This window comes from Lachnospira eligens (assembly GCF_009680455.1).
GTDB classification, from domain to species: Bacteria; Bacillota; Clostridia; order Lachnospirales; family Lachnospiraceae; genus Lachnospira; species Lachnospira eligens_A.
In genome coordinates, this window is sequence record NZ_WKRD01000007.1 from 59,936 (window position 1) to 76,994 (window position 17,059).

A 17,059-nucleotide genomic window follows, 5' to 3' on the forward strand; every position below is an offset into this window, starting at 1 on the left:
ATAAAGAGGATATTTGATATGAATAATGATGCATTAAAGATAAGTAATCTGTATGACCTTAATGAGACTATTGCAGCAAAGGTATTTGAAGACTGTACATATCCATGGGAAGTACTTGCAAAGATTGGTGATTTTATTGTAGAACTTGGCAATTCACTGCCAGAAGATGAATATGAGAAGCGTGGGGAGAATATATGGGTTCACAGAACTGCAAATGTATTTCCATCAGCTTATATTGCAGGACCTGCAATTATCGGTAAAGATGCAGAGGTAAGACACTGTGCATTTATCCGTGGAAAAGCTATTGTAGGTGAAGGCGCTGTTGTTGGTAATTCAACTGAGCTTAAGAATGTAATTCTTTTTAATAAGGTACAGGTTCCACATTATAATTATGTTGGAGATTCAATTCTTGGATTCAAGGCTCATATGGGAGCGGGCTCAATAACATCTAATGTTAAGTCTGACAAGAAGCTTATTACTATTAAAGGACCTGACTGCAATATTGATACAGGTATCAAAAAGATTGGTGCATTTCTTGGAGATAATGTTGAGGTTGGCTGTGGCAGCGTACTTAATCCTGGAACAATTGTTGGAAGAGAGAGTAATATTTATCCGCTTTCAAGCGTAAGAGGCTTTATTCCGGCAGGTTCCATATATAAGAAGCAGGGCGAAGTAGTAACTAAGAGATAATTATGTGAAATTTTTGTTTTATTAATGTAAAAATGTTGTGTCTCACATTGACTAATGCAAAAGTTTGTGAGAAAATAGTCAAGGCTTGGACGACGGCTTCTGGCCGTCGTTTCATTTATAGTAAACACTATGAATTACGAAAGGAGTAATAAGATGATTTACACACAGGAAGTAGAGAATATGTGTCCAGTAGCACAGGGCGTTCATCACGGAGCAGCTCCAGTGCCAACAGAAGGTAAATGGGTACAGAATAAGAAGGTTGAAGATATTTCAGGTTTTACACATGGTGTAGGCTGGTGTGCTCCTCAGCAGGGTGCATGTAAGCTTACTCTTAATGTTAAGGAAGGTATCATTCAGGAAGCTTTAGTTGAGACTATCGGATGTTCAGGTATGACACATTCAGCAGCTATGGCAGCAGAGATTTTACCAGGACTTACAGTTATGGAAGCTCTTAACACTGACCTTGTCTGTGATGCAATTAACACAGCTATGAGAGAGTTATTCTTACAGATCGTTTACGGAAGAACTCAGAGTGCATTCTCTGAGGGTGGACTTGCAGTTGGTGCTGGTCTTGAAGATCTTGGTAAGGGACTTCGTTCTCAGGTTGGTACTATGTATGGTACATTAAAGAAAGGCCCTCGTTACCTTGAGATGGCTGAAGGTTATGTAACAGGTATTGCCCTTGATAAGGACAACCAGATTATCGGTTACAAGTTTGTCAGCCTTGGTAAGATGACAGACTTCATTAAGAAGGGTGATGACCCTACAACAGCATATGAGAAGGCTTGCGGACAGTACGGAAGAGTTGCAGATGCTGTTAAGATTATTGACCCAAGAACAGATGAAGAAGTTAAGTAAGGAGGACAATTAGAATGGCTTTATTTGAATCATATGAGAGAAGAATAGATAAGATTACTTCAGTTCTTAACAGCTATGGTATAGCTAGTATTGAAGAAGCTGAAAAGATTACTAAGGATGCCGGATTAGATGTATATGCTATGGTTAAGGGTATCCAGCCAATTTGTTTTGAAAATGCATGCTGGGCTTACACAGTAGGTGCAGCAATCGCTATCAAGAAGGGTGCAAGAAAGGCTTCAGAAGCTGCTGCAGCTATCGGTGAAGGTCTTCAGGCATTCTGTATTCCAGGTTCAGTTGCTGACCAGAGAAAGGTTGGTCTTGGACATGGTAACTTAGGAAAGATGTTACTTGAAGAAGAGACAGAATGTTTTGCATTCCTTGCAGGTCATGAATCATTCGCTGCTGCTGAAGGCGCTATCGGTATTGCAGAGAAGGCTAACAAGGTTAGACAGAAACCTCTTAGAGTTATCCTTAACGGTCTTGGTAAGGATGCTGCTAAGATTATCTCAAGAATTAACGGATTCACATTCGTTGAGACAGAGATGGATTATTCAACAGGCGAAGTAAAGGAAATCTCTAGAACAGCATATTCAGATGGTCTTCGTTCTAAGGTTAACTGCTACGGCGCTAACGATGTAACAGAAGGTGTTGCAATCATGTGGAAGGAGAATGTTGATATATCTATCACAGGTAACTCAACAAACCCTACAAGATTCCAGCATCCAGTTGCAGGTACATATAAGAAGGAAAGACTTGAAGCTGGAAAGAAGTACTTTTCAGTAGCTTCAGGTGGTGGTACAGGACGTACACTTCACCCAGATAACATGGCAGCAGGTCCTGCTTCTTATGGTATGACAGATACTATGGGACGTATGCACTCAGATGCTCAGTTCGCAGGTTCTTCATCAGTTCCAGCTCACGTTGAAATGATGGGATTAATCGGAATGGGTAATAACCCTATGGTTGGTGCTACTGTAGCTGTTGCTGTTTCCATTGAGGAAGCTGCTAAGAACGGTAAATTCTAGGAAATCCAGTATTTACGCGGATATGCGGAAGTATGGAAACCTACGGAAAAGTATAGGTAACTTACACGTAACTAGCGCGTAACTTACACATGTAACTTGCAAAATATAAGAGGGCAGCAGGCGTATAAAAACACCTGTAGCCCTCTTTTTAATTGCCGCAAATATGCAGCAATTTAGTATATTATCTTTTCTATCTCGTCGGTGAGCTCTTGCATACTTCTATGTGTGTATACCTTTTCTGTAACGTCCTCTATCTCGTGTCCTACAATCAGCTTAAGAATATACTCATTCATATTTGCAGACTTGGCAGCACTTATAAAAGTATGTCGTGTGTCGTGCGGCTTATGCGACATATTAAAGCGTTTGTTTATTTTCTCGAAGCGTCCGCGGTATTTATCGTATGTTAAGTGCGTGCCCTGCTGCCCGTTCTCATCATTAAACAGATAGTCGCTACCCATAGCAACAGCTTTGTTATAATTAGCTGCGACTAGATCATATATAGCAGAGTGTATAGGCACAACCCTATTACGTCCTGCGTCAGTCTTAAGACCGCCGAACATTGTACGCGCCTCTAAGTCTATGTCGGCAACCTTTAGTATTGCCAACTCTTGCGGACGCCAGCCGCTATATATGCCTATAAGCACCATATCGACAAAAGGAAAGCTCACGTTATCCCAAAGTGTTTGTATCTCCTCGGAACTAAACGGAATACGTACAATTTTAGGTTTGCCACGCTTTACACCCTCACACAATGCCGCATAGTCCTTTTCTACAATGTCGTATTTAAGGCAGTACTTATACATTAAGTTATACATACTTTTCATACGCTGCTTAGTGCTGTCGCCTACTTTAGCGTCGTGTATGGTACCCTCTAAGTGGTTCGGGCGTATGTCACGCATACGCATATTGTGTAGTGGTTTAGAGTGATTAAAGGCAGCAACCCAAGAACGGCACGAGCTGGGAGTAACCTTTACAAAATGCTCTTTACTCCAACGCTCGTATACTTCAGCAAAAGTAATAGAGCTTGTCTCTATGTCGTACGGATTCTGGTTATAATTCATAAGAGCAGTTAAAGCCTCTTGCCTCGTCGGATAATATCCGATAGTTAAATAACGCTGCTTAGTCCTGCCTGTCGCCTCGTCAATATCCCAGCCTTTAGTTTTTCGAGCTATCCAAGGGTTACGGCGTTTACCACCCTGTTTATATACGCTACCCATTCCATTAGCAAGTTTCATATAGCATAACCTCACTTTCTTATTATGGCGGCTTATTTTCCTAAAAGGGTATAAAAAATAAGCCTATCGGAAACCTTAGGCTTATGCTATAATAGTACTTGCGGGGTACATAACAAGCGGAGCCTTTTAAGTTTCGTTAGTTGTGTGTCTATGTAGCCGTTCCTGCGCCAACAGGGGCGGCTATTTTTATATTGAATTTTACAAATATTACCATAAGACATATGCGCAGCCGTCAAGTATAATAAATACTAAAAGAGAGGCTTACATACATAATGACATACAACTTATGGCAGATACGAACAGCCAAGGGCTACAGCCTGCGAGAGCTGGAAGAGTTAAGCGGGGTAAGCAAGACCACAATAAACAATATTGAAAATGGAAAAGCAAACCCGACCATAGAAACCCTGCGCTTACTTGCAGCAGCCCTAGAAGTAGAGCTATTCGATCTATTAAAATTATAATATTGCAAGTTACCGCTGCCAAGAGCTACGGGGCATACGTCCGACATAATGGACAAAACAACCGAAAGCCTTACATATCTTACCGACTAGCGTTATAATTGCCACATCACACAAGAAAGAGGGCGAGCTAGTGGATAAGCTACGGCGGCAGATACGCGAACTACTCGACAGCATAAGCGACGAGCACGTACTTAGAATAATATTACAATTCATACGAGGAATTAAGGGCAGCTAGGCGACTAGCTGCTTATTTAAAATATGACGCCACAATAAAATCTTTTATTTTTTCCAATTCATCAACAGAAGCAATAGAGCTTTTCCAATGAAATTGATTTTTATTTATCTGAGCAGCAAATAAAGGGTTATCCCTGTTTTTATCTGCAAGAGCAAAAGGCAGTCGCAAAGATACCCAAAAGGCACGCGGCGAAGCCTTAAAACGCATAAAATCATTTTCGCCACACAACAAAGATATATAATTGTCGCTACGGCGCGCTATTCCAAAATCGGAATATAGTTCACTCGAAGAAATAAAGGATTTTACAATCTCTATAACTTCTACCTCTCTGTCACTTAAAGAAAAATCTTTATACAATTGACTGATTGGGGCTTGCGGAGCAGGTGCATAAGAGATATTTACAATATCATAAAATACACTTTCTGGGATAACCTCTATATCATAACCTTTTAACTTATATTCCTCGGCTTTCTTTTGCTTGCCGCTCTTGCCATTCTTTATAGTGGTGCAATAGTCGTTATTGCCTAGAACAAGATAATTAGTTTTCTTTGTAACATTATCGCCATTTATACCGCCCATATTTGCCACGAGCTGCATAGCATCTTTGCGTAGCATTTTTTCAAGTGTGCCAGTAAATACAACTACCTTATCAAGTAGCGGGCTATCTGCTGGAATTTCTGAAACTGCAGCACTGATGTCAGCAGCTTTTACTTGCGAATGTTTAGCAAGCGTATTTAATTCTATTGCGCCGTCCGCACACTCTCTCTTAAATATTTCATATATAGAATTAGTCAAAGCACAGTCAAAGCCAGCTCTATGCGCCCCCTCATAAGATAAATTATACTGCGTTGCTAAATCAGATAAGCGATTATGTTTATTTTCTTTATGCAAAAGTCTAGCAATGCGCATAGTGTCTACAAAGTCGTTAGAGAGTGGTTTAGATAAAATACTGGTGCAATAGTCATATAAAAAGTTAATATCAAAATTAACATTGTGACCGACTATAACATCAGAGCCGATAAAGTCATATAACGGCTGCATAACATCTGCAGCACTTGGAGCACTAGCAAGCATATTATTTGTTATGCCTGTAAGCTGCGTAATAAAGTCGTTTACCTCACGCTCTGGCTTAACAAGTGTACTATACTTGTTTACAAGTTCACTACCGCGATACTTAAATGCACATATTTCTATTATCTCGTCGTACTCTGGCGACAAGCCCGTAGTTTCAATATCAACTACGGTATAATCATTTGGAAAAGTTAATAAACTATGCCCTTTACTATCTCTCATATGTAACATCTCCTTTGTAACATTATTTAATTATCAGACTTAATCTTATCAACAAATTTCTTAATAAGTTCCCACTCTGCAGGGGATAACTGCCCTAGGGCAATAAATGTATTAAGTATAAACTCGTCGTTTGTGTTAAGTGCGCTGCCTACAATGTTAGCGGCTAACTCGGCGCGGCTCATTTCTACATACATACTACCTTTACCAGTACGTAGCCATTCCTCATTAACATTAAACTCACGACAAATAGCAGCAATAATAGCGTTAGAGGGTTCGCGCATACCATTTTCGTAATTAGTAACAGTATTACCAGCTACGCCCAAGCGTTTGCCGTACTCCACTTGCGTAAGCCCTGCGTCTTTTCGCACCTGCTTTATTCTGCTTTTCATAGCATTACCTCACTTTCTTTTATATTTCAATTATAAAATACCTCAAAAAACTCTCATAGTCAATATAAATTAAAAATAACGATTGACAAAACTCTCATAGAGAGGTAATATAATCTCGATGAGAGATATGAAACTCTCAAACAACAGTACAAGCGGGGTACACGAAAGCGAGGAAACAATACAAAATGACAAAGCTATTAATAGGCGGGAGCCCGTGCACATATTGGAGCATAGCGAGAACCGGGCAAAAGAATAATAAAGTTGATAGAGAAACAGAGCCAGAGGGCTTAGGCTGGGAATTGTTTAGAAACTATCTAATAGCAAAAGAAAAGTTTCAACCAGACTTTTTCTTATATGAAAACAATAACTCAATTTCTAAAACCATTAAAGAGTGCATAACGGAAAATTTAGGAGTTGCAAACATTTGTATAAATAGCAATTTGCTGTCAGCGCAAACGAGAAAGCGAGAATACTGGTTTAACTGGGAGGCTGAACAGCCAGAAGATAAAAATATATCATTCCAGGATATAAAAGATACAGATTACGAATATTGCAAAAAATTTAAAGTAAAAAGAACGCCGTCAAGAGAAAGAATGTGGAACGACGGAAAGGGAAGAAACGGAAACCATAGCTGCACAAACATTACAAACGCAACAAAAACAAACGCAGTAACAACAAAACAAGACAGAAGTAATAACGCAGGACTTATAGAATTTGAAGATTTTTGCAGATATTTAACAACGCACGAGCTAGAACAATTACAGACACTGCCAAAAGGATATACAGACGGAATTACGAGAAGCCAACAAGAGAAATGTATAGGCAACGGCTGGACTGCGGAAGTTATAAGATATTTGTTACAAAAAGGGCTTAAAGGCATAAACAGAGACGACGAGCTGATAGTATTAAGTATGTACGACGGAATAGCAACAGGAAGATACTGCTTAGAGCGGTTAGGGTTTAAAAATATAAAATACTATGCGTATGAGATTGAAAAATCTGCAATAAAAGTAGCAAAAAATAATTTTCCAGACATTATAGAACGCGGAGACGCTTTTAATGTAAGAGAAAATGATTGGAAATTATAACGAAATACAACAACGAAAGAGAGGCAACGAAAGAATGACAGAACAAAAATATTATGACGCCTTAACACAGCAGGAAGTAACAGAGGACTTTATAAAAGCCCAGTATGAGGAATTAACCAGCAAGGGCGATTATTTCCACGACACGTACGAGAATTTTAAGAACAACAATTTTAAAAAGATAGATACAGAGGCTATAAGCTGGGAACAGCAGCCAAAAACAGTAACACTTACTAACGAGCTATGCAGCACGCTACAGTGCTATATCTTAATGACAACGAAACATAGAGAGGGCGAGCTTAAGGCGTGGGAAGAGCTGGCACAGGAAACGGACGAGAACGGCGCGCCTAAGTTTAAGAACGCAGCCAGCAACGCCCAATTCTGGCGAGATATGGAGCCGCAGCTACAGCAGATACTAGAGGTATTGGACTAACGAAAGAGAGGTAGCATATGGAAAATATAGACTTTAAGGCTCTTTTTAATAGCCCAGAGACAGATACAATAGAGCAACAAAAATCGCAGCCGCCGTATGTATACCATTGTGGTATACAGCAGTTAGAACCATACAGACAGCAGGAGAGGAAACCATACACACGCGAAGAGCTGCAAGAGCTGTATAACACAAAGATAGAAGCACAGACGATACAATGGGGTGCAGATCACTACTACACAAGACTTTGCGGGCTTGTAACAGAGATTAACTTAAAGAGCTTTGACGAGGGCAAAGTAGTAGAGATATACAGGGAGCAGTACGCAGAGGACGGCGAGCAATACGAAAAGTACTACTACAGCGACGGCACAAGCGTAAAGTGCTGGTTGGGGCTTAACGACTAGGGGGCAAGTATGGCAAATATGGTAAAAGACAAAGACGGCGTAGTTAAATACTGGGTACGTGCGCACGAGGTTACTTGCAACTACACAGAATACGAGCACGACGTAGAGTACGATAGATATTACATGCTGCGCGGAAGCAGAGAGTATAAAAAGCACGGCAAGGCAGTACGCGAGCGTATTACTAAAAAAGAATACTTAGCGATAAAGAAGATAACAGAGAAATACATAGCACTACATAGCAAAGGGGGCGCGGCAAATGATTAAGCAGAAAATAGCAGGAATGATATTTATAGCGTGCGGCATAATAAGCGCGCTGCTAGAGCGTGACATAACAGCGGCTATATTAATAGTGCCACTCGGCATATATGCAATATTCACGAAAAAGGATCTAAGCAATTACGAGGAATAACAGCGTATAAAGGAGCATACGCAGGAACACAAAACAAAAGACCATAAGCAGGAAGTATTAGAGCTGGAATACACAGCAGTAGTAGAACTTATGCGGCAGTTATCAGACGAAAGAAAGGCAGGCGGCAGGAAATGAACAAAATACACACAATACAGGACGTTAAGCAGCGCATACACGAGCTTATACAAAAAGAAATAGCAAAGTGCAACAAAGAAATAGAAGAGTTCGAGCAAAAAATAAGAGACAACGCAATAGTATACGGCGGGGGTGGCTGGTGCACACAGTTTGAGAAAGCAAAGAAACGCCGAGAGGACTTTATAGAAGAGCTGCAGGGCTTGGAACGCGCGCAAGGCACAGCGGTAATACTCGACGAGATAAGCATATACTCGTATTCCTGCCCGACTTGCCAGATTAAAGTAATGCTTAATAGCGGCTATGGCGAGACTGTAACGTGTCCGGTATGCGAGAGAAAGATATACAGAGCGAACGATCTAGAAGTGATGAAAGTAGCACGCGGCAGCAGACAGGCTAAAGTAAATAACCACTATATACAGCTTGACAGCTACGGACGTTTTAAAGACTAAGAAGAAAGAGAGGTAAAACAGTATGCAGCAGACATTAGAGAGAACGAAAGAGCAGCAGAGTTTAGAAAATTTTAGCGAGCTTATGCAGGAAGTAGCAAAGCTGCCAGAGGACAAGCGTAATATTGTTGCGATTTACTCGCAGGGTGTACTTGCTATGGCACAGGCGCAGCAGAACACAGCGAGGTAACAGGATATGCAGGCAGTAAAGATTAAACCAGCAGAGGCAGCCGCTATTATGGGCTGTAGTCCGCAGTTTGTCCGCATAGGGCTACAGCAGGGCAAGTTAGACATAGGCGACGCTATTAAGATGTCGTCAATATGGACATACAACATAAGCGCGGCTGCGCTTGCCAGACGGCAGGGCGTAACAGTAGAAGAGTTAGAGAAAAAAATAAGGGAGCTGCGGAAATGAACAGGCGACAAAGAAAGAAGAAAGACGCAAAAGGCTTAACACTTATATTTAGCTGCGAAATGGTATGTAAACAAGAAACATACGCGAATCTAGAGCAAACGATACAGGCGCAGCTAAACAAGGGTAACGTAATAGTATTGCCGCCATATCTGCGACTAGAGGGAATAGCAGGCGGCAGCAGGGTTAAAAAAATAAAAATAATGAAAGAGAGACAAGCACAATGCAGCAAGTAACACTAAGTGCACTTACAGCGCTTATAAGCTCGTCGGAACGTGCAAGGGTAATAAAAAACGGCGCCGTAGTGTTTGCGGATTGGGGGTATTACTTAAAAGAGTGCTACCAAGAAAAAGGATTTACAGGCGACGAGATAGTAACAGACTTTAGGGCACACTTGGACGTAGCACATAAAGACTGGCGTAAGCTGGGACTTATGCCGCCGCTCGATCAAGAGAGCACGCCGCAGTACATAGCGGGAGATATGCACATAAATATGTATTACGACATTTACATATAAACGCCTCTAGCTTAAAGGCAAAGCAGCAGCCGCAGCGCTGTATATGCAACTTTCGAGGGTTGCGGGGCGTATCTGTCCAATAGGACACTAAAAACAGAAGAAAGGAGAGCGAAAACGTGGAGACAGACAACGCAGTAGCATTACAGGGCATATTAAAGGAGCTGCGCAAGGTAGATAACATTAACACGCTGCCATTTAACGGCTACGAGCTTACAGTTATTACCGAACGACGCAGCGGAGCGCATGACGAGGCTATAGTATACGTGCAGGGCGATAATGTAGACAGTATTGGAGTAAATATGCCAGTTATGATACTTGGCAGCTTACAGGCTTACAAGAATTTTATAACAGGCAAGGTACTTGTATACGTACTGGCAGAGACAGCGCAGCAGATTATGGGCGAGCACTGGGACTACGAAAACGAGATACAGTTAAGCGGAGCACTCGGCAGCGGCATTACATACCGCGAGACACCACTAGGCAAGCGCATAAGCGATATAAGCGTACTAGTAGAGAACAGACTAAAAGACCTACACGGCTGCTATATACCCTGCATCGCTTGGAACGATACCGCGGCTATGGTTAAGGAATGGCACGAGGGCGAACGCGTAACCTTAAAGGGCAAGCTACAGAGCAGAGCTTACACTAAACGCATAAGCGAGCAGCAGGAAGAGCAGCGGACAGCGTACGAGGTATCTATATACGCGATAGGGAAAGAGTAAAAGAAAGGAAAGCGGAAAAATGCAGATAAAAAAGACAATATTAACAGAGAGCGTTACGCTCGAAGAGCTTAGAAAGATTATAAGAGAGGGACGCGCTGCGGAAGTACTGGCAGTAGGCGACCAGATCTATATTGATTTTGACGACGCAGCAGTACCATACGACGTAATAGGCATTGACGCAGACACACCAGCAGCCGAAGAACTTAAACACACAGTTACTATACAGGCACACGAGCTTATAGAAGAACACCCATTTGATACAAAGGGACGTTACGGCTCTAACGACTGGGAAACAAGCGAGCTTAGAGAGTACCTTAACAGCGAGACATACGCGGCACGCTACGCAGAGCTGGCTGAGTATGCAATACCAGTTACTAAAATGAACACAAACGGCAGAAAGACAGTAGATACGTTTTTCTTGTTATCTGTAGGCGAGTACGACGCTAAAGACACACCATACGAGTATTACAAAGACAAGCCATACAGAGCAGCCAAGCACGCAAAGGACGACTTTAACGACTGGCATAGAATGCGTAGCGCTTATCGTGGCAACTCGTGCAATACGTGGTGCGTGTACTCGGGCGGCGGCGTCAGCGGCGGCTTCGGTGCGTACTACTTTATGCGCTGCGCGCCCGCTTGTGCAATAGGATAAATATAAATAATACGCCCTGTACGCTTACAGGGCACTATATAAAAAGACATAAGAAAAGCGCCTACGATACTGCAATATCATAGGCGCTAAGCTATAGCCGAAGCGTATAGCACTACTACGTTTATATTATACGCTGCATACGGCAAAAAGGCAAGGAAAATAACGGGGCGCTGTCCCGTAAAAACACTTGATAAAAGTATTAGCTTACCGACAGAGATACACAAAAATATATATACGTGAGGTAAAGATATATGCCGTATGTTAAGAGGACTACCAAGGCAGGCAAGACGATAGAGGTAGAATATTTCTATACGTCCAGGCTGAATAAAAAGGGTGCAAAAAGAAGAGACAAAGTAAAGCCTACACCAGAGGCGCAGAAAAAAGTAAACACTAAGCAGGCAGAGAGAAAGTTAAGGCTCTTAATGAACGCTAACTTTGCTTATGGAGATTACCACTTAGTGCTAGACTACATAAGGCACAAGGGAGAGTCAGACAGAACACGCGAGGAAATGAAAAAAGATATACAAGTATTCTTACGCGAGTGTAGAAAGCTATATAAAAAAGCTGGGTTAGAGTTTAAATACATACACGTTATGGAGATAGGCAAGAAAGGCGCAAGACACCACCACCTAGTAGTAAATCGCATAGATACAAACTTGTTGCAGCAGGCTTGGTATAAAGCGTACGAGGGGCATAATCGCGTTAAAGTGTTCCCGCTAGACGATAGCGGACAATACGGAGACTTGGCAGCGTATTTTATTAAATATACAGATAGACACATACAGGACGCACCAGAGCAGAGGCTACAGGGCAAGCGCTGGGCTGCAAGTAAAAATCTAATGCACCCAGAGCCAGAGTATGAGTATGTAACTGCCCGCTCGTGGTATCGCTGCGAGGCAAAAGCGCCAGCAGGCTACTACGTGGAAAAAGGCAGCGAAGAAAAGGGCATAGTAAGCCCAGAGTATTACGGCTACGGCTATTATCGCTATAGGCTGGTGCAGCTAGAGTAAAGCAAGAAAGGCGAATATATGCGAAATGTGAGAATTGACAACGAGGCAGGAGCACAAGAAACACTATTTAACTGGGCGCAGTACCGGTACGCGAGATACCCAGAACTAGAGCTATTATACCACATACCAAACGGCGGCAAGCGAGATGCATGTACAGCAGTCAACTTAAAGAGGCAGGGCGTAAAGGCTGGCGTACCAGATTTGCATCTGCCAGTAGCGCGCGGCGGCTACCATGGGCTATATATAGAGCTAAAAGTAGGCAGCAATAAACCGACGCAGCTACAAAAGAAATGGCTAAGCAGCTTAAACGAGCAGGGCTATTTAGCGATAGTGTGTTACGGCTGGCAAGAGGCAGCGGACCAGTTAATAAACTACCTAGAGCTGGAAACGGCAGCAGGCGGCATAAAGAACATAGACAACGGGGCAGCGCAAGGCGGGTTAATGCCTGCGACATAAGAAAGGCGGCAACATGGAAAGGCGCATACTAGACACGGGAAAAATAAAAACGTTACTGAAAAGGCAAGGAATGACGCAAAGAGAGCTTGCAGAAAAAGCAGGGACAACAGAAGTAAGCATTAGTAGATACATGAAAAGGCAACGCATACCGAGGCTGCCTGCGTTAGAGGGCATGGCGCAAGCACTGGGAACAAACATAGAAGACCTACTAACAGAGAGGCAGACTAGCAGATACAAGCCGCAAATGACAGAGGCAGAGGCGCTACAAGTACTTACAGGAACACGAGACGACTATAACGACTATGCAAGAGCTTTAAATATCGCAATACGGGTATTAAGGGAGCATGTAGCCGAGATAGATAAAAAGAGCCAGAACCAACGGAGAGAAAGAGAGGCAGACTATGAAAGTAATAAGCATTATTAACCTTAAGGGCGGCGTAGGGAAAACGTACACAGCGTATAACATAGCCTACGAGCTGCAAAAGAGAGGCAAGACAGTATTACTACTGGACAACGACAAGCAGGGCAATTTAAGCAAGGCAGCAGGGGCATACAAGGCAGCGGGAGAGTGCGCAGCGGCTAAAGCATTGTTAGGCGAATACAAGAACCCATTAAGAGAGCTAATAACAGAGCACCCACAACACAACAACGTAGATATAATAACGGCTAATATGTCGCTTATGTCGGCAGTATGGACAATGGCAGGCAGCAGCGGCAGCCAGATAGACAGCTACGACAAATTAATACATACGCCTATTGCCAACCTAGATCTGCCATTCCCAGATACAATAAACGACTACTACGACTATATGATTATTGACAACCCGCCAGACATAGCCTTTAACGTAATAGCAGCGCTAAAGATTACAGACGAGGTTATAGTACCCGTGAAAATAGACGAGTGGGCGTTAGAGGGCTTGGACATTATAGCGGAGCAGATACAGGACGCTAAGCAGCTTAACCCAGACATAGAACTACTCGGCGCGCTTGTGACAATGTATAAAAACAATGACACGAACATAGCGGGGCTGGAATGGTTACAGCAGAAAAGCAAGGTTAAAATACTGGGGCAGATACGCTACACCGATAAGGCAGCAGAAAGCACGTTTTTTAATAAAGCGGCATACGAGTATAGCCCACGCTGCGGAGCTGCGCAGGACTACAAAAAACTGATAACAAAGTATCTGGAAGAAAGCGAGGCGTAAAACTATGGCAGCAGCAAATAAGTTTAGCTTTATGGATATATTAAACGCACAAAGTAAAGCGGACGCAAAGACGGCAGCGGTAACAGAGTACACAGAGATATACTTAAACCCGTACGACGTAGAGGAAACAGAAAGCAACTTTTACAGTCAAGAGAGCATAGAAGAGCTTGCAGACGCTATACTTGCCGTAGGACAGCAGCAGCCGACAGTATTAGGCAGGATAGACGGCAAATATAAAATTATAAGCGGGCACAGGCGTAACAAGGCTAACAGGCTGCTTATAGACAGAGGCTACGAAAAATATAAAAGCGTGCGTTATCTCTACAAAGACATAACACCCGCAGGGCTAGAGCTTAGCTTATTAGTCGGCAACGCATTTAACCGAGAGCTTACGCCGTACGAAAAGACAGAGCAGGCGGCAAGGTTAAAAAAAGCACTTATAAGAGCCAGAGACGAGGACGGGCTAGAAATACAAGGGCGCCTGCGCAGCTTAATAGCCGACGCACTGGGCGAGAGCGCAACAAACATAGGACGCATGGAGCAGATCAACAACAATCTTACGCCAGAGGCTAAAGAACAGTTTAAGGCGGGCAACTTAGGCATAACGGCAGCCTATGAGACAAGCAAGCTAGACGAGGACGAACAAAACGAGATAGCGCAGCAGGCAGCAGCAGGCGAGGATATAAGAGCAAAAGAGATAGCCGCAAAGGTAGCAGAAAAGAAAGCGGGCGACGATTACAGGACACCGCACCCAGAAAGTATTACGAGCTTATGTTATAGCTGCTTAAATTACAGCACTTGCAACGTAAAAACGGGAACGTGCGAAAAGTGCGACGAGTATATTAACAAGGCAGAGGCAGAAAAAACAGACGAGCAGCGCTACGACGAGCAGCAGGCGGCGATAGATAAGCAGACACAGAAAACGCTACAGGCTAGAGAACGCGAGGCGGCATTAGACAGAGCACTACAGCCAAAAGTACACGAGCTTAAGTTAGCTGCTATGTATTTTAAGGACGTGGCGACAGGAAAAAAGAGCTTTGAACTACGAAAGAACGACAGAGGCTTTAAGACTGGCGACGCACTACGCCTTAACGAGTATGTCGACGGCAAAGAGACAGGCAGGCACATAGAGGCAGATATAGTATATATGCTGAAAGATTACAGCGGCTTACAAGAGGGTTATTGTATACTCGGCATAAAGGTTACTAAGGTGCCCGAAACGGACACACAAATAGACGGGTAGATAGATATAAAAGACTTCTTAAGCGAAAGCGAGGCGTAATATGAATTACAGACAATGGAAAAAGAACTATAAAAAGCGGCACGGGTATAACCCGCCGCTTGAGGCTGATAAGCGGCAGCGGGCAAAGGTACTTAAAAAGACTATGAGAAATACAAGCGTAACTATAAACGACATAACGGCAGCAGTACAAAATATAGGCGACGCAATAACAAGGGCTATTGCAGGGATATACAGAGGCTTAAGCAACGGATTCAGAGTGGCAGCAGACGCAGCACAAAGCGTAGCGGAACGAATAGAAAGGGGCAGCGAATGACAGCAATAGAGATATTTAAAACAATAGCGCTTGTAGCGGGGATATTAATAGCGCCGTTCATAATCGCAGCGGCGATATGTGTATTAGTGGTTGTGGCGGGGCTTATTATAGCCCTGCTGCGCTTCCTGTTTACAGTCGAGGTAGACGACGACGGCGGTATACGCGAGCGCATAGGCTGCCATTCTTACGACGAAATACCGCTATCACTACGAGAGGGGATAACACAAGCGGACTACTGCGAAAATTGTAAGATTCACAAGAAAGCACAAAAGATTATAGCAAAGCGGAAACGACGAGAAGAAAAGGAACTAGCGGACAGACAAAAGAGACAGGCAGAGGACGAGGAACAAATAAAATACTTGCAGGAATACAACAGGAAGAAAAGAGAGGGTAAAAAGTGAACAACGTAACATTAAGCGGAAGATTGACAAAAGAGCCAGACGTACGCTACGGCGGCGAAAATAACAGCGTAGCAATAGCACGCTTTACGCTGGCGGTGGACGATTACAAAAGCACAGATTTTATTAATATACGCGCACTTGGCAAAACGGCAGAATGGGTAGAGAAATGGCTACAGAAAGGCAACAAGGTAGAGTTGGTCGGAAAGATTAAAACAGGGCATTATACAGGCAGGGACGGCAAAGAAATTTACTACACCGAAGTACTGGCAAGTGGCGTAAGTTTTGGAGAAACAAAAGCAGAGGCGCAGCAGAGACAGCAGGCAGCAGGCGACAGACCACAACCAACACCCAGCGGCGACGGCTTTATGGACATACCAGACGGCTACGACGACGGGCTACCATTCGACTAAAAAGCAGCGCGGCAGCAGAAAGCGAGGAATAATTAAGAGTGAGCAAAATAAGGCTAAACGAGGACGAGTTAGAGCAGATAATAACAACAGCCGCAAAAAGAGGCGTAGAGATTTACAAGCGAGAGGAACAGAAGAAACACAAAGCGGATAAATACCACGACACATTTAGCCTTATGAGGTGCTACAGAGACGCAGTTTTTCACAGAGATAATGCAGTAAGCGAAGCTGCACAGCTACAACAGCAGGGAGAATTAACAGAGGAGCAGCAGGCTACATACTTGCGCAGCATACGACGCACTCGTTTTAAAACTATACTGATGTTAGATCACATAGACAAGGCAGTAGAAGAGATAGAAAGACGCAGGCAGCAGCAGGGGCGCGAGGTAGAATATAAAGCGTTTGAGCTATACTTCATGCAGGGCTTAGACTATGCGGACATAGCCGAAGAACTGAACACAGGCAAGAACACACCGCGCCGCTGGATCAGCGGAATAATAAACGAGTTAAGCGTACTACTCTGGGGAATAGACGAGGACGCTATAACGCAGAGGTAAAAGCGTGGTAAAAAGCTGGGGTTTACGTGGGGTATTGCCTGCGGTAAAATGATAGCGTGAGAAAGAGCG

Annotated in this window: 27 protein-coding genes; 24 read left to right on the top strand and 3 right to left on the bottom strand. The window is 43.3% G+C overall.

The window, feature by feature from the left end:
• Nucleotides 1–18: 18 nt before the first annotated feature.
• The 3 genes from GKE48_RS09850 (at nucleotide 19) to GKE48_RS09860 (ending at nucleotide 2,573) form a co-directional block, all read left to right on the top strand.
• Nucleotides 19–690 (top strand): LbetaH domain-containing protein, encoded by a 672-nt coding sequence (locus GKE48_RS09850; RefSeq protein WP_055215290.1) that lies wholly within the window; start codon nucleotides 19–21, stop codon nucleotides 688–690.
• Between the two features lie 153 nt (nucleotides 691–843).
• A complete protein-coding gene (locus GKE48_RS09855) occupies nucleotides 844–1,548 on the top strand; it encodes an iron-sulfur cluster assembly scaffold protein (protein WP_022097694.1) in 705 nt (234 codons plus the stop codon).
• 14 nt (nucleotides 1,549–1,562) lie between these two features.
• Complete coding sequence (locus tag GKE48_RS09860; protein WP_012739474.1) at nucleotides 1,563–2,573, top strand: GGGtGRT protein; 1,011 nt, start codon at nucleotides 1,563–1,565, stop codon at nucleotides 2,571–2,573.
• Between the two features lie 173 nt (nucleotides 2,574–2,746).
• Here GKE48_RS09860 and GKE48_RS09865 read toward each other — a convergent pair whose 3' ends face one another.
• Complete coding sequence (locus tag GKE48_RS09865; RefSeq protein ID WP_154300981.1) at nucleotides 2,747–3,808, bottom strand: tyrosine-type recombinase/integrase; 1,062 nt, start codon at nucleotides 3,806–3,808, stop codon at nucleotides 2,747–2,749.
• Nucleotides 3,809–4,080: 272 nt separating this feature from the next.
• Here GKE48_RS09865 and GKE48_RS09870 point away from each other — a divergent pair, with 272 nt between their 5' ends.
• Nucleotides 4,081–4,269 carry a helix-turn-helix domain-containing protein gene (locus tag GKE48_RS09870; protein WP_154300982.1) on the top strand — a complete coding sequence of 63 codons (189 nt, stop codon included), beginning with the start codon at nucleotides 4,081–4,083 and terminating at the stop codon, nucleotides 4,267–4,269.
• Nucleotides 4,270–4,516: 247 nt separating this feature from the next.
• Here GKE48_RS09870 and GKE48_RS09875 read toward each other — a convergent pair whose 3' ends face one another.
• Together GKE48_RS09875 and GKE48_RS09880 are read right to left on the bottom strand one after the other, a co-directional pair.
• A complete protein-coding gene (locus tag GKE48_RS09875) occupies nucleotides 4,517–5,797 on the bottom strand; it encodes an exonuclease domain-containing protein (RefSeq protein WP_173016916.1) in 1,281 nt (426 codons plus the stop codon).
• A 26-nt stretch (nucleotides 5,798–5,823) separates the two neighbouring features.
• Nucleotides 5,824–6,186: a helix-turn-helix domain-containing protein gene (locus GKE48_RS09880; RefSeq protein ID WP_154300984.1), complete on the bottom strand. Its 363-nt coding sequence runs from the start codon at nucleotides 6,184–6,186 to the stop codon at nucleotides 5,824–5,826.
• 185 nt (nucleotides 6,187–6,371) lie between these two features.
• On the opposite strand from GKE48_RS09880, the gene GKE48_RS09885 reads away from it, so the two are divergent.
• The 20 genes from GKE48_RS09885 (at nucleotide 6,372) to GKE48_RS09980 (ending at nucleotide 16,990) form a co-directional block, all read left to right on the top strand.
• A complete protein-coding gene (locus tag GKE48_RS09885; RefSeq protein ID WP_154300985.1) occupies nucleotides 6,372–7,274 on the top strand; it encodes a DNA cytosine methyltransferase in 903 nt (300 codons plus the stop codon).
• 34 nt (nucleotides 7,275–7,308) lie between these two features.
• Nucleotides 7,309–7,704, top strand: a complete 396-nt coding sequence (locus tag GKE48_RS09890) for a hypothetical protein (RefSeq protein ID WP_154300986.1) — start codon at nucleotides 7,309–7,311, stop codon at nucleotides 7,702–7,704.
• Between the two features lie 17 nt (nucleotides 7,705–7,721).
• A complete protein-coding gene (locus GKE48_RS09895; protein ID WP_154300987.1) occupies nucleotides 7,722–8,105 on the top strand; it encodes a hypothetical protein in 384 nt (127 codons plus the stop codon).
• A gap of 9 nt (nucleotides 8,106–8,114) precedes the next feature.
• Nucleotides 8,115–8,369, top strand: coding sequence for a hypothetical protein (locus tag GKE48_RS09900; RefSeq protein WP_154300988.1), 255 nt, complete (start codon nucleotides 8,115–8,117; stop codon nucleotides 8,367–8,369).
• On the top strand, nucleotides 8,362–8,514 hold the full coding sequence (locus GKE48_RS09905; protein ID WP_154300989.1) for a hypothetical protein: 153 nt from the start codon (nucleotides 8,362–8,364) through the stop codon (nucleotides 8,512–8,514). The genes GKE48_RS09900 and GKE48_RS09905 overlap by 8 nt, the downstream gene beginning before the upstream one ends.
• A gap of 131 nt (nucleotides 8,515–8,645) precedes the next feature.
• Nucleotides 8,646–9,098 (top strand): hypothetical protein, encoded by a 453-nt coding sequence (locus GKE48_RS09910; protein WP_154300990.1) that lies wholly within the window; start codon nucleotides 8,646–8,648, stop codon nucleotides 9,096–9,098.
• 22 nt (nucleotides 9,099–9,120) lie between these two features.
• Nucleotides 9,121–9,285 carry a hypothetical protein gene (locus GKE48_RS09915; RefSeq protein WP_154300991.1) on the top strand — a complete coding sequence of 55 codons (165 nt, stop codon included), beginning with the start codon at nucleotides 9,121–9,123 and terminating at the stop codon, nucleotides 9,283–9,285.
• A 6-nt stretch (nucleotides 9,286–9,291) separates the two neighbouring features.
• Nucleotides 9,292–9,510 (top strand): hypothetical protein, encoded by a 219-nt coding sequence (locus GKE48_RS09920; RefSeq protein WP_154300992.1) that lies wholly within the window; start codon nucleotides 9,292–9,294, stop codon nucleotides 9,508–9,510.
• Between the two features lie 220 nt (nucleotides 9,511–9,730).
• Nucleotides 9,731–10,024 (top strand): hypothetical protein, encoded by a 294-nt coding sequence (locus GKE48_RS09925; protein WP_154300993.1) that lies wholly within the window; start codon nucleotides 9,731–9,733, stop codon nucleotides 10,022–10,024.
• Between the two features lie 116 nt (nucleotides 10,025–10,140).
• Nucleotides 10,141–10,746 carry a single-stranded DNA-binding protein gene (locus GKE48_RS15030; protein WP_154300994.1) on the top strand — a complete coding sequence of 202 codons (606 nt, stop codon included), beginning with the start codon at nucleotides 10,141–10,143 and terminating at the stop codon, nucleotides 10,744–10,746.
• Nucleotides 10,747–10,765: 19 nt separating this feature from the next.
• Nucleotides 10,766–11,398, top strand: coding sequence for a DUF6273 domain-containing protein (locus tag GKE48_RS09935; RefSeq protein ID WP_154300995.1), 633 nt, complete (start codon nucleotides 10,766–10,768; stop codon nucleotides 11,396–11,398).
• A 251-nt stretch (nucleotides 11,399–11,649) separates the two neighbouring features.
• Nucleotides 11,650–12,408: a rolling circle replication-associated protein gene (locus GKE48_RS09940; protein WP_154300996.1), complete on the top strand. Its 759-nt coding sequence runs from the start codon at nucleotides 11,650–11,652 to the stop codon at nucleotides 12,406–12,408.
• 18 nt (nucleotides 12,409–12,426) lie between these two features.
• Nucleotides 12,427–12,864, top strand: coding sequence for a VRR-NUC domain-containing protein (locus GKE48_RS09945; RefSeq protein WP_154300997.1), 438 nt, complete (start codon nucleotides 12,427–12,429; stop codon nucleotides 12,862–12,864).
• 13 nt (nucleotides 12,865–12,877) lie between these two features.
• Nucleotides 12,878–13,288 carry a helix-turn-helix domain-containing protein gene (locus tag GKE48_RS09950; RefSeq protein WP_154300998.1) on the top strand — a complete coding sequence of 137 codons (411 nt, stop codon included), beginning with the start codon at nucleotides 12,878–12,880 and terminating at the stop codon, nucleotides 13,286–13,288.
• Complete coding sequence (locus GKE48_RS09955; RefSeq protein WP_154300999.1) at nucleotides 13,266–14,069, top strand: ParA family protein; 804 nt, start codon at nucleotides 13,266–13,268, stop codon at nucleotides 14,067–14,069. Before GKE48_RS09950 ends, GKE48_RS09955 begins: the two co-directional genes overlap by 23 nt.
• A 4-nt stretch (nucleotides 14,070–14,073) precedes the next feature.
• Nucleotides 14,074–15,312, top strand: a complete 1,239-nt coding sequence (locus tag GKE48_RS09960; protein WP_173016917.1) for a ParB/RepB/Spo0J family partition protein — start codon at nucleotides 14,074–14,076, stop codon at nucleotides 15,310–15,312.
• Between the two features lie 40 nt (nucleotides 15,313–15,352).
• Nucleotides 15,353–15,625, top strand: a complete 273-nt coding sequence (locus GKE48_RS09965; RefSeq protein WP_154301000.1) for a hypothetical protein — start codon at nucleotides 15,353–15,355, stop codon at nucleotides 15,623–15,625.
• Nucleotides 15,622–16,026, top strand: coding sequence for a hypothetical protein (locus tag GKE48_RS09970; RefSeq protein ID WP_154301001.1), 405 nt, complete (start codon nucleotides 15,622–15,624; stop codon nucleotides 16,024–16,026). Before GKE48_RS09965 ends, GKE48_RS09970 begins: the two co-directional genes overlap by 4 nt.
• A complete protein-coding gene (locus GKE48_RS09975) occupies nucleotides 16,023–16,436 on the top strand; it encodes a single-stranded DNA-binding protein (protein WP_330583119.1) in 414 nt (137 codons plus the stop codon). The genes GKE48_RS09970 and GKE48_RS09975 overlap by 4 nt, the downstream gene beginning before the upstream one ends.
• Before the next feature lie 38 nt (nucleotides 16,437–16,474).
• A complete protein-coding gene (locus GKE48_RS09980) occupies nucleotides 16,475–16,990 on the top strand; it encodes a hypothetical protein (RefSeq protein WP_154301002.1) in 516 nt (171 codons plus the stop codon).
• Nucleotides 16,991–17,059 lie beyond the last annotated feature (69 nt).

What these genes read in the sequence shown, in the direction of transcription:
- GKE48_RS09950 (WP_154300998.1), top strand. Translation starts at nt 12,878, where the DNA reads ATGGAAAGGCGCATACTAGACACGGGAAAAATAAAAACGTTACTGAAA.
- GKE48_RS09860 (WP_012739474.1), top strand. Translation starts at nt 1,563, where the DNA reads ATGGCTTTATTTGAATCATATGAGAGAAGAATAGATAAGATTACTTCA.
- GKE48_RS09920 (WP_154300992.1), top strand. Translation starts at nt 9,292, where the DNA reads ATGCAGGCAGTAAAGATTAAACCAGCAGAGGCAGCCGCTATTATGGGC.
- GKE48_RS09910 (WP_154300990.1), top strand. Translation starts at nt 8,646, where the DNA reads ATGAACAAAATACACACAATACAGGACGTTAAGCAGCGCATACACGAG.
- GKE48_RS09970 (WP_154301001.1), top strand. Translation starts at nt 15,622, where the DNA reads ATGACAGCAATAGAGATATTTAAAACAATAGCGCTTGTAGCGGGGATA.
- GKE48_RS09865 (WP_154300981.1), bottom strand. Translation starts at nt 3,808, where the DNA reads ATGAAACTTGCTAATGGAATGGGTAGCGTATATAAACAGGGTGGTAAA.
- GKE48_RS09880 (WP_154300984.1), bottom strand. Translation starts at nt 6,186, where the DNA reads ATGAAAAGCAGAATAAAGCAGGTGCGAAAAGACGCAGGGCTTACGCAA.
- GKE48_RS09940 (WP_154300996.1), top strand. Translation starts at nt 11,650, where the DNA reads ATGCCGTATGTTAAGAGGACTACCAAGGCAGGCAAGACGATAGAGGTA.
- GKE48_RS09965 (WP_154301000.1), top strand. Translation starts at nt 15,353, where the DNA reads ATGAATTACAGACAATGGAAAAAGAACTATAAAAAGCGGCACGGGTAT.
- GKE48_RS09915 (WP_154300991.1), top strand. Translation starts at nt 9,121, where the DNA reads ATGCAGCAGACATTAGAGAGAACGAAAGAGCAGCAGAGTTTAGAAAAT.
- GKE48_RS09900 (WP_154300988.1), top strand. Translation starts at nt 8,115, where the DNA reads ATGGCAAATATGGTAAAAGACAAAGACGGCGTAGTTAAATACTGGGTA.
- GKE48_RS09905 (WP_154300989.1), top strand. Translation starts at nt 8,362, where the DNA reads ATGATTAAGCAGAAAATAGCAGGAATGATATTTATAGCGTGCGGCATA.
- GKE48_RS09855 (WP_022097694.1), top strand. Translation starts at nt 844, where the DNA reads ATGATTTACACACAGGAAGTAGAGAATATGTGTCCAGTAGCACAGGGC.
- GKE48_RS09925 (WP_154300993.1), top strand. Translation starts at nt 9,731, where the DNA reads ATGCAGCAAGTAACACTAAGTGCACTTACAGCGCTTATAAGCTCGTCG.
- GKE48_RS09895 (WP_154300987.1), top strand. Translation starts at nt 7,722, where the DNA reads ATGGAAAATATAGACTTTAAGGCTCTTTTTAATAGCCCAGAGACAGAT.
- GKE48_RS09870 (WP_154300982.1), top strand. Translation starts at nt 4,081, where the DNA reads ATGACATACAACTTATGGCAGATACGAACAGCCAAGGGCTACAGCCTG.
- GKE48_RS09885 (WP_154300985.1), top strand. Translation starts at nt 6,372, where the DNA reads ATGACAAAGCTATTAATAGGCGGGAGCCCGTGCACATATTGGAGCATA.
- GKE48_RS09945 (WP_154300997.1), top strand. Translation starts at nt 12,427, where the DNA reads ATGCGAAATGTGAGAATTGACAACGAGGCAGGAGCACAAGAAACACTA.
- GKE48_RS09850 (WP_055215290.1), top strand. Translation starts at nt 19, where the DNA reads ATGAATAATGATGCATTAAAGATAAGTAATCTGTATGACCTTAATGAG.
- GKE48_RS09960 (WP_173016917.1), top strand. Translation starts at nt 14,074, where the DNA reads ATGGCAGCAGCAAATAAGTTTAGCTTTATGGATATATTAAACGCACAA.
- GKE48_RS09875 (WP_173016916.1), bottom strand. Translation starts at nt 5,797, where the DNA reads ATGAGAGATAGTAAAGGGCATAGTTTATTAACTTTTCCAAATGATTAT.
- GKE48_RS09935 (WP_154300995.1), top strand. Translation starts at nt 10,766, where the DNA reads ATGCAGATAAAAAAGACAATATTAACAGAGAGCGTTACGCTCGAAGAG.
- GKE48_RS09890 (WP_154300986.1), top strand. Translation starts at nt 7,309, where the DNA reads ATGACAGAACAAAAATATTATGACGCCTTAACACAGCAGGAAGTAACA.
- GKE48_RS09955 (WP_154300999.1), top strand. Translation starts at nt 13,266, where the DNA reads ATGAAAGTAATAAGCATTATTAACCTTAAGGGCGGCGTAGGGAAAACG.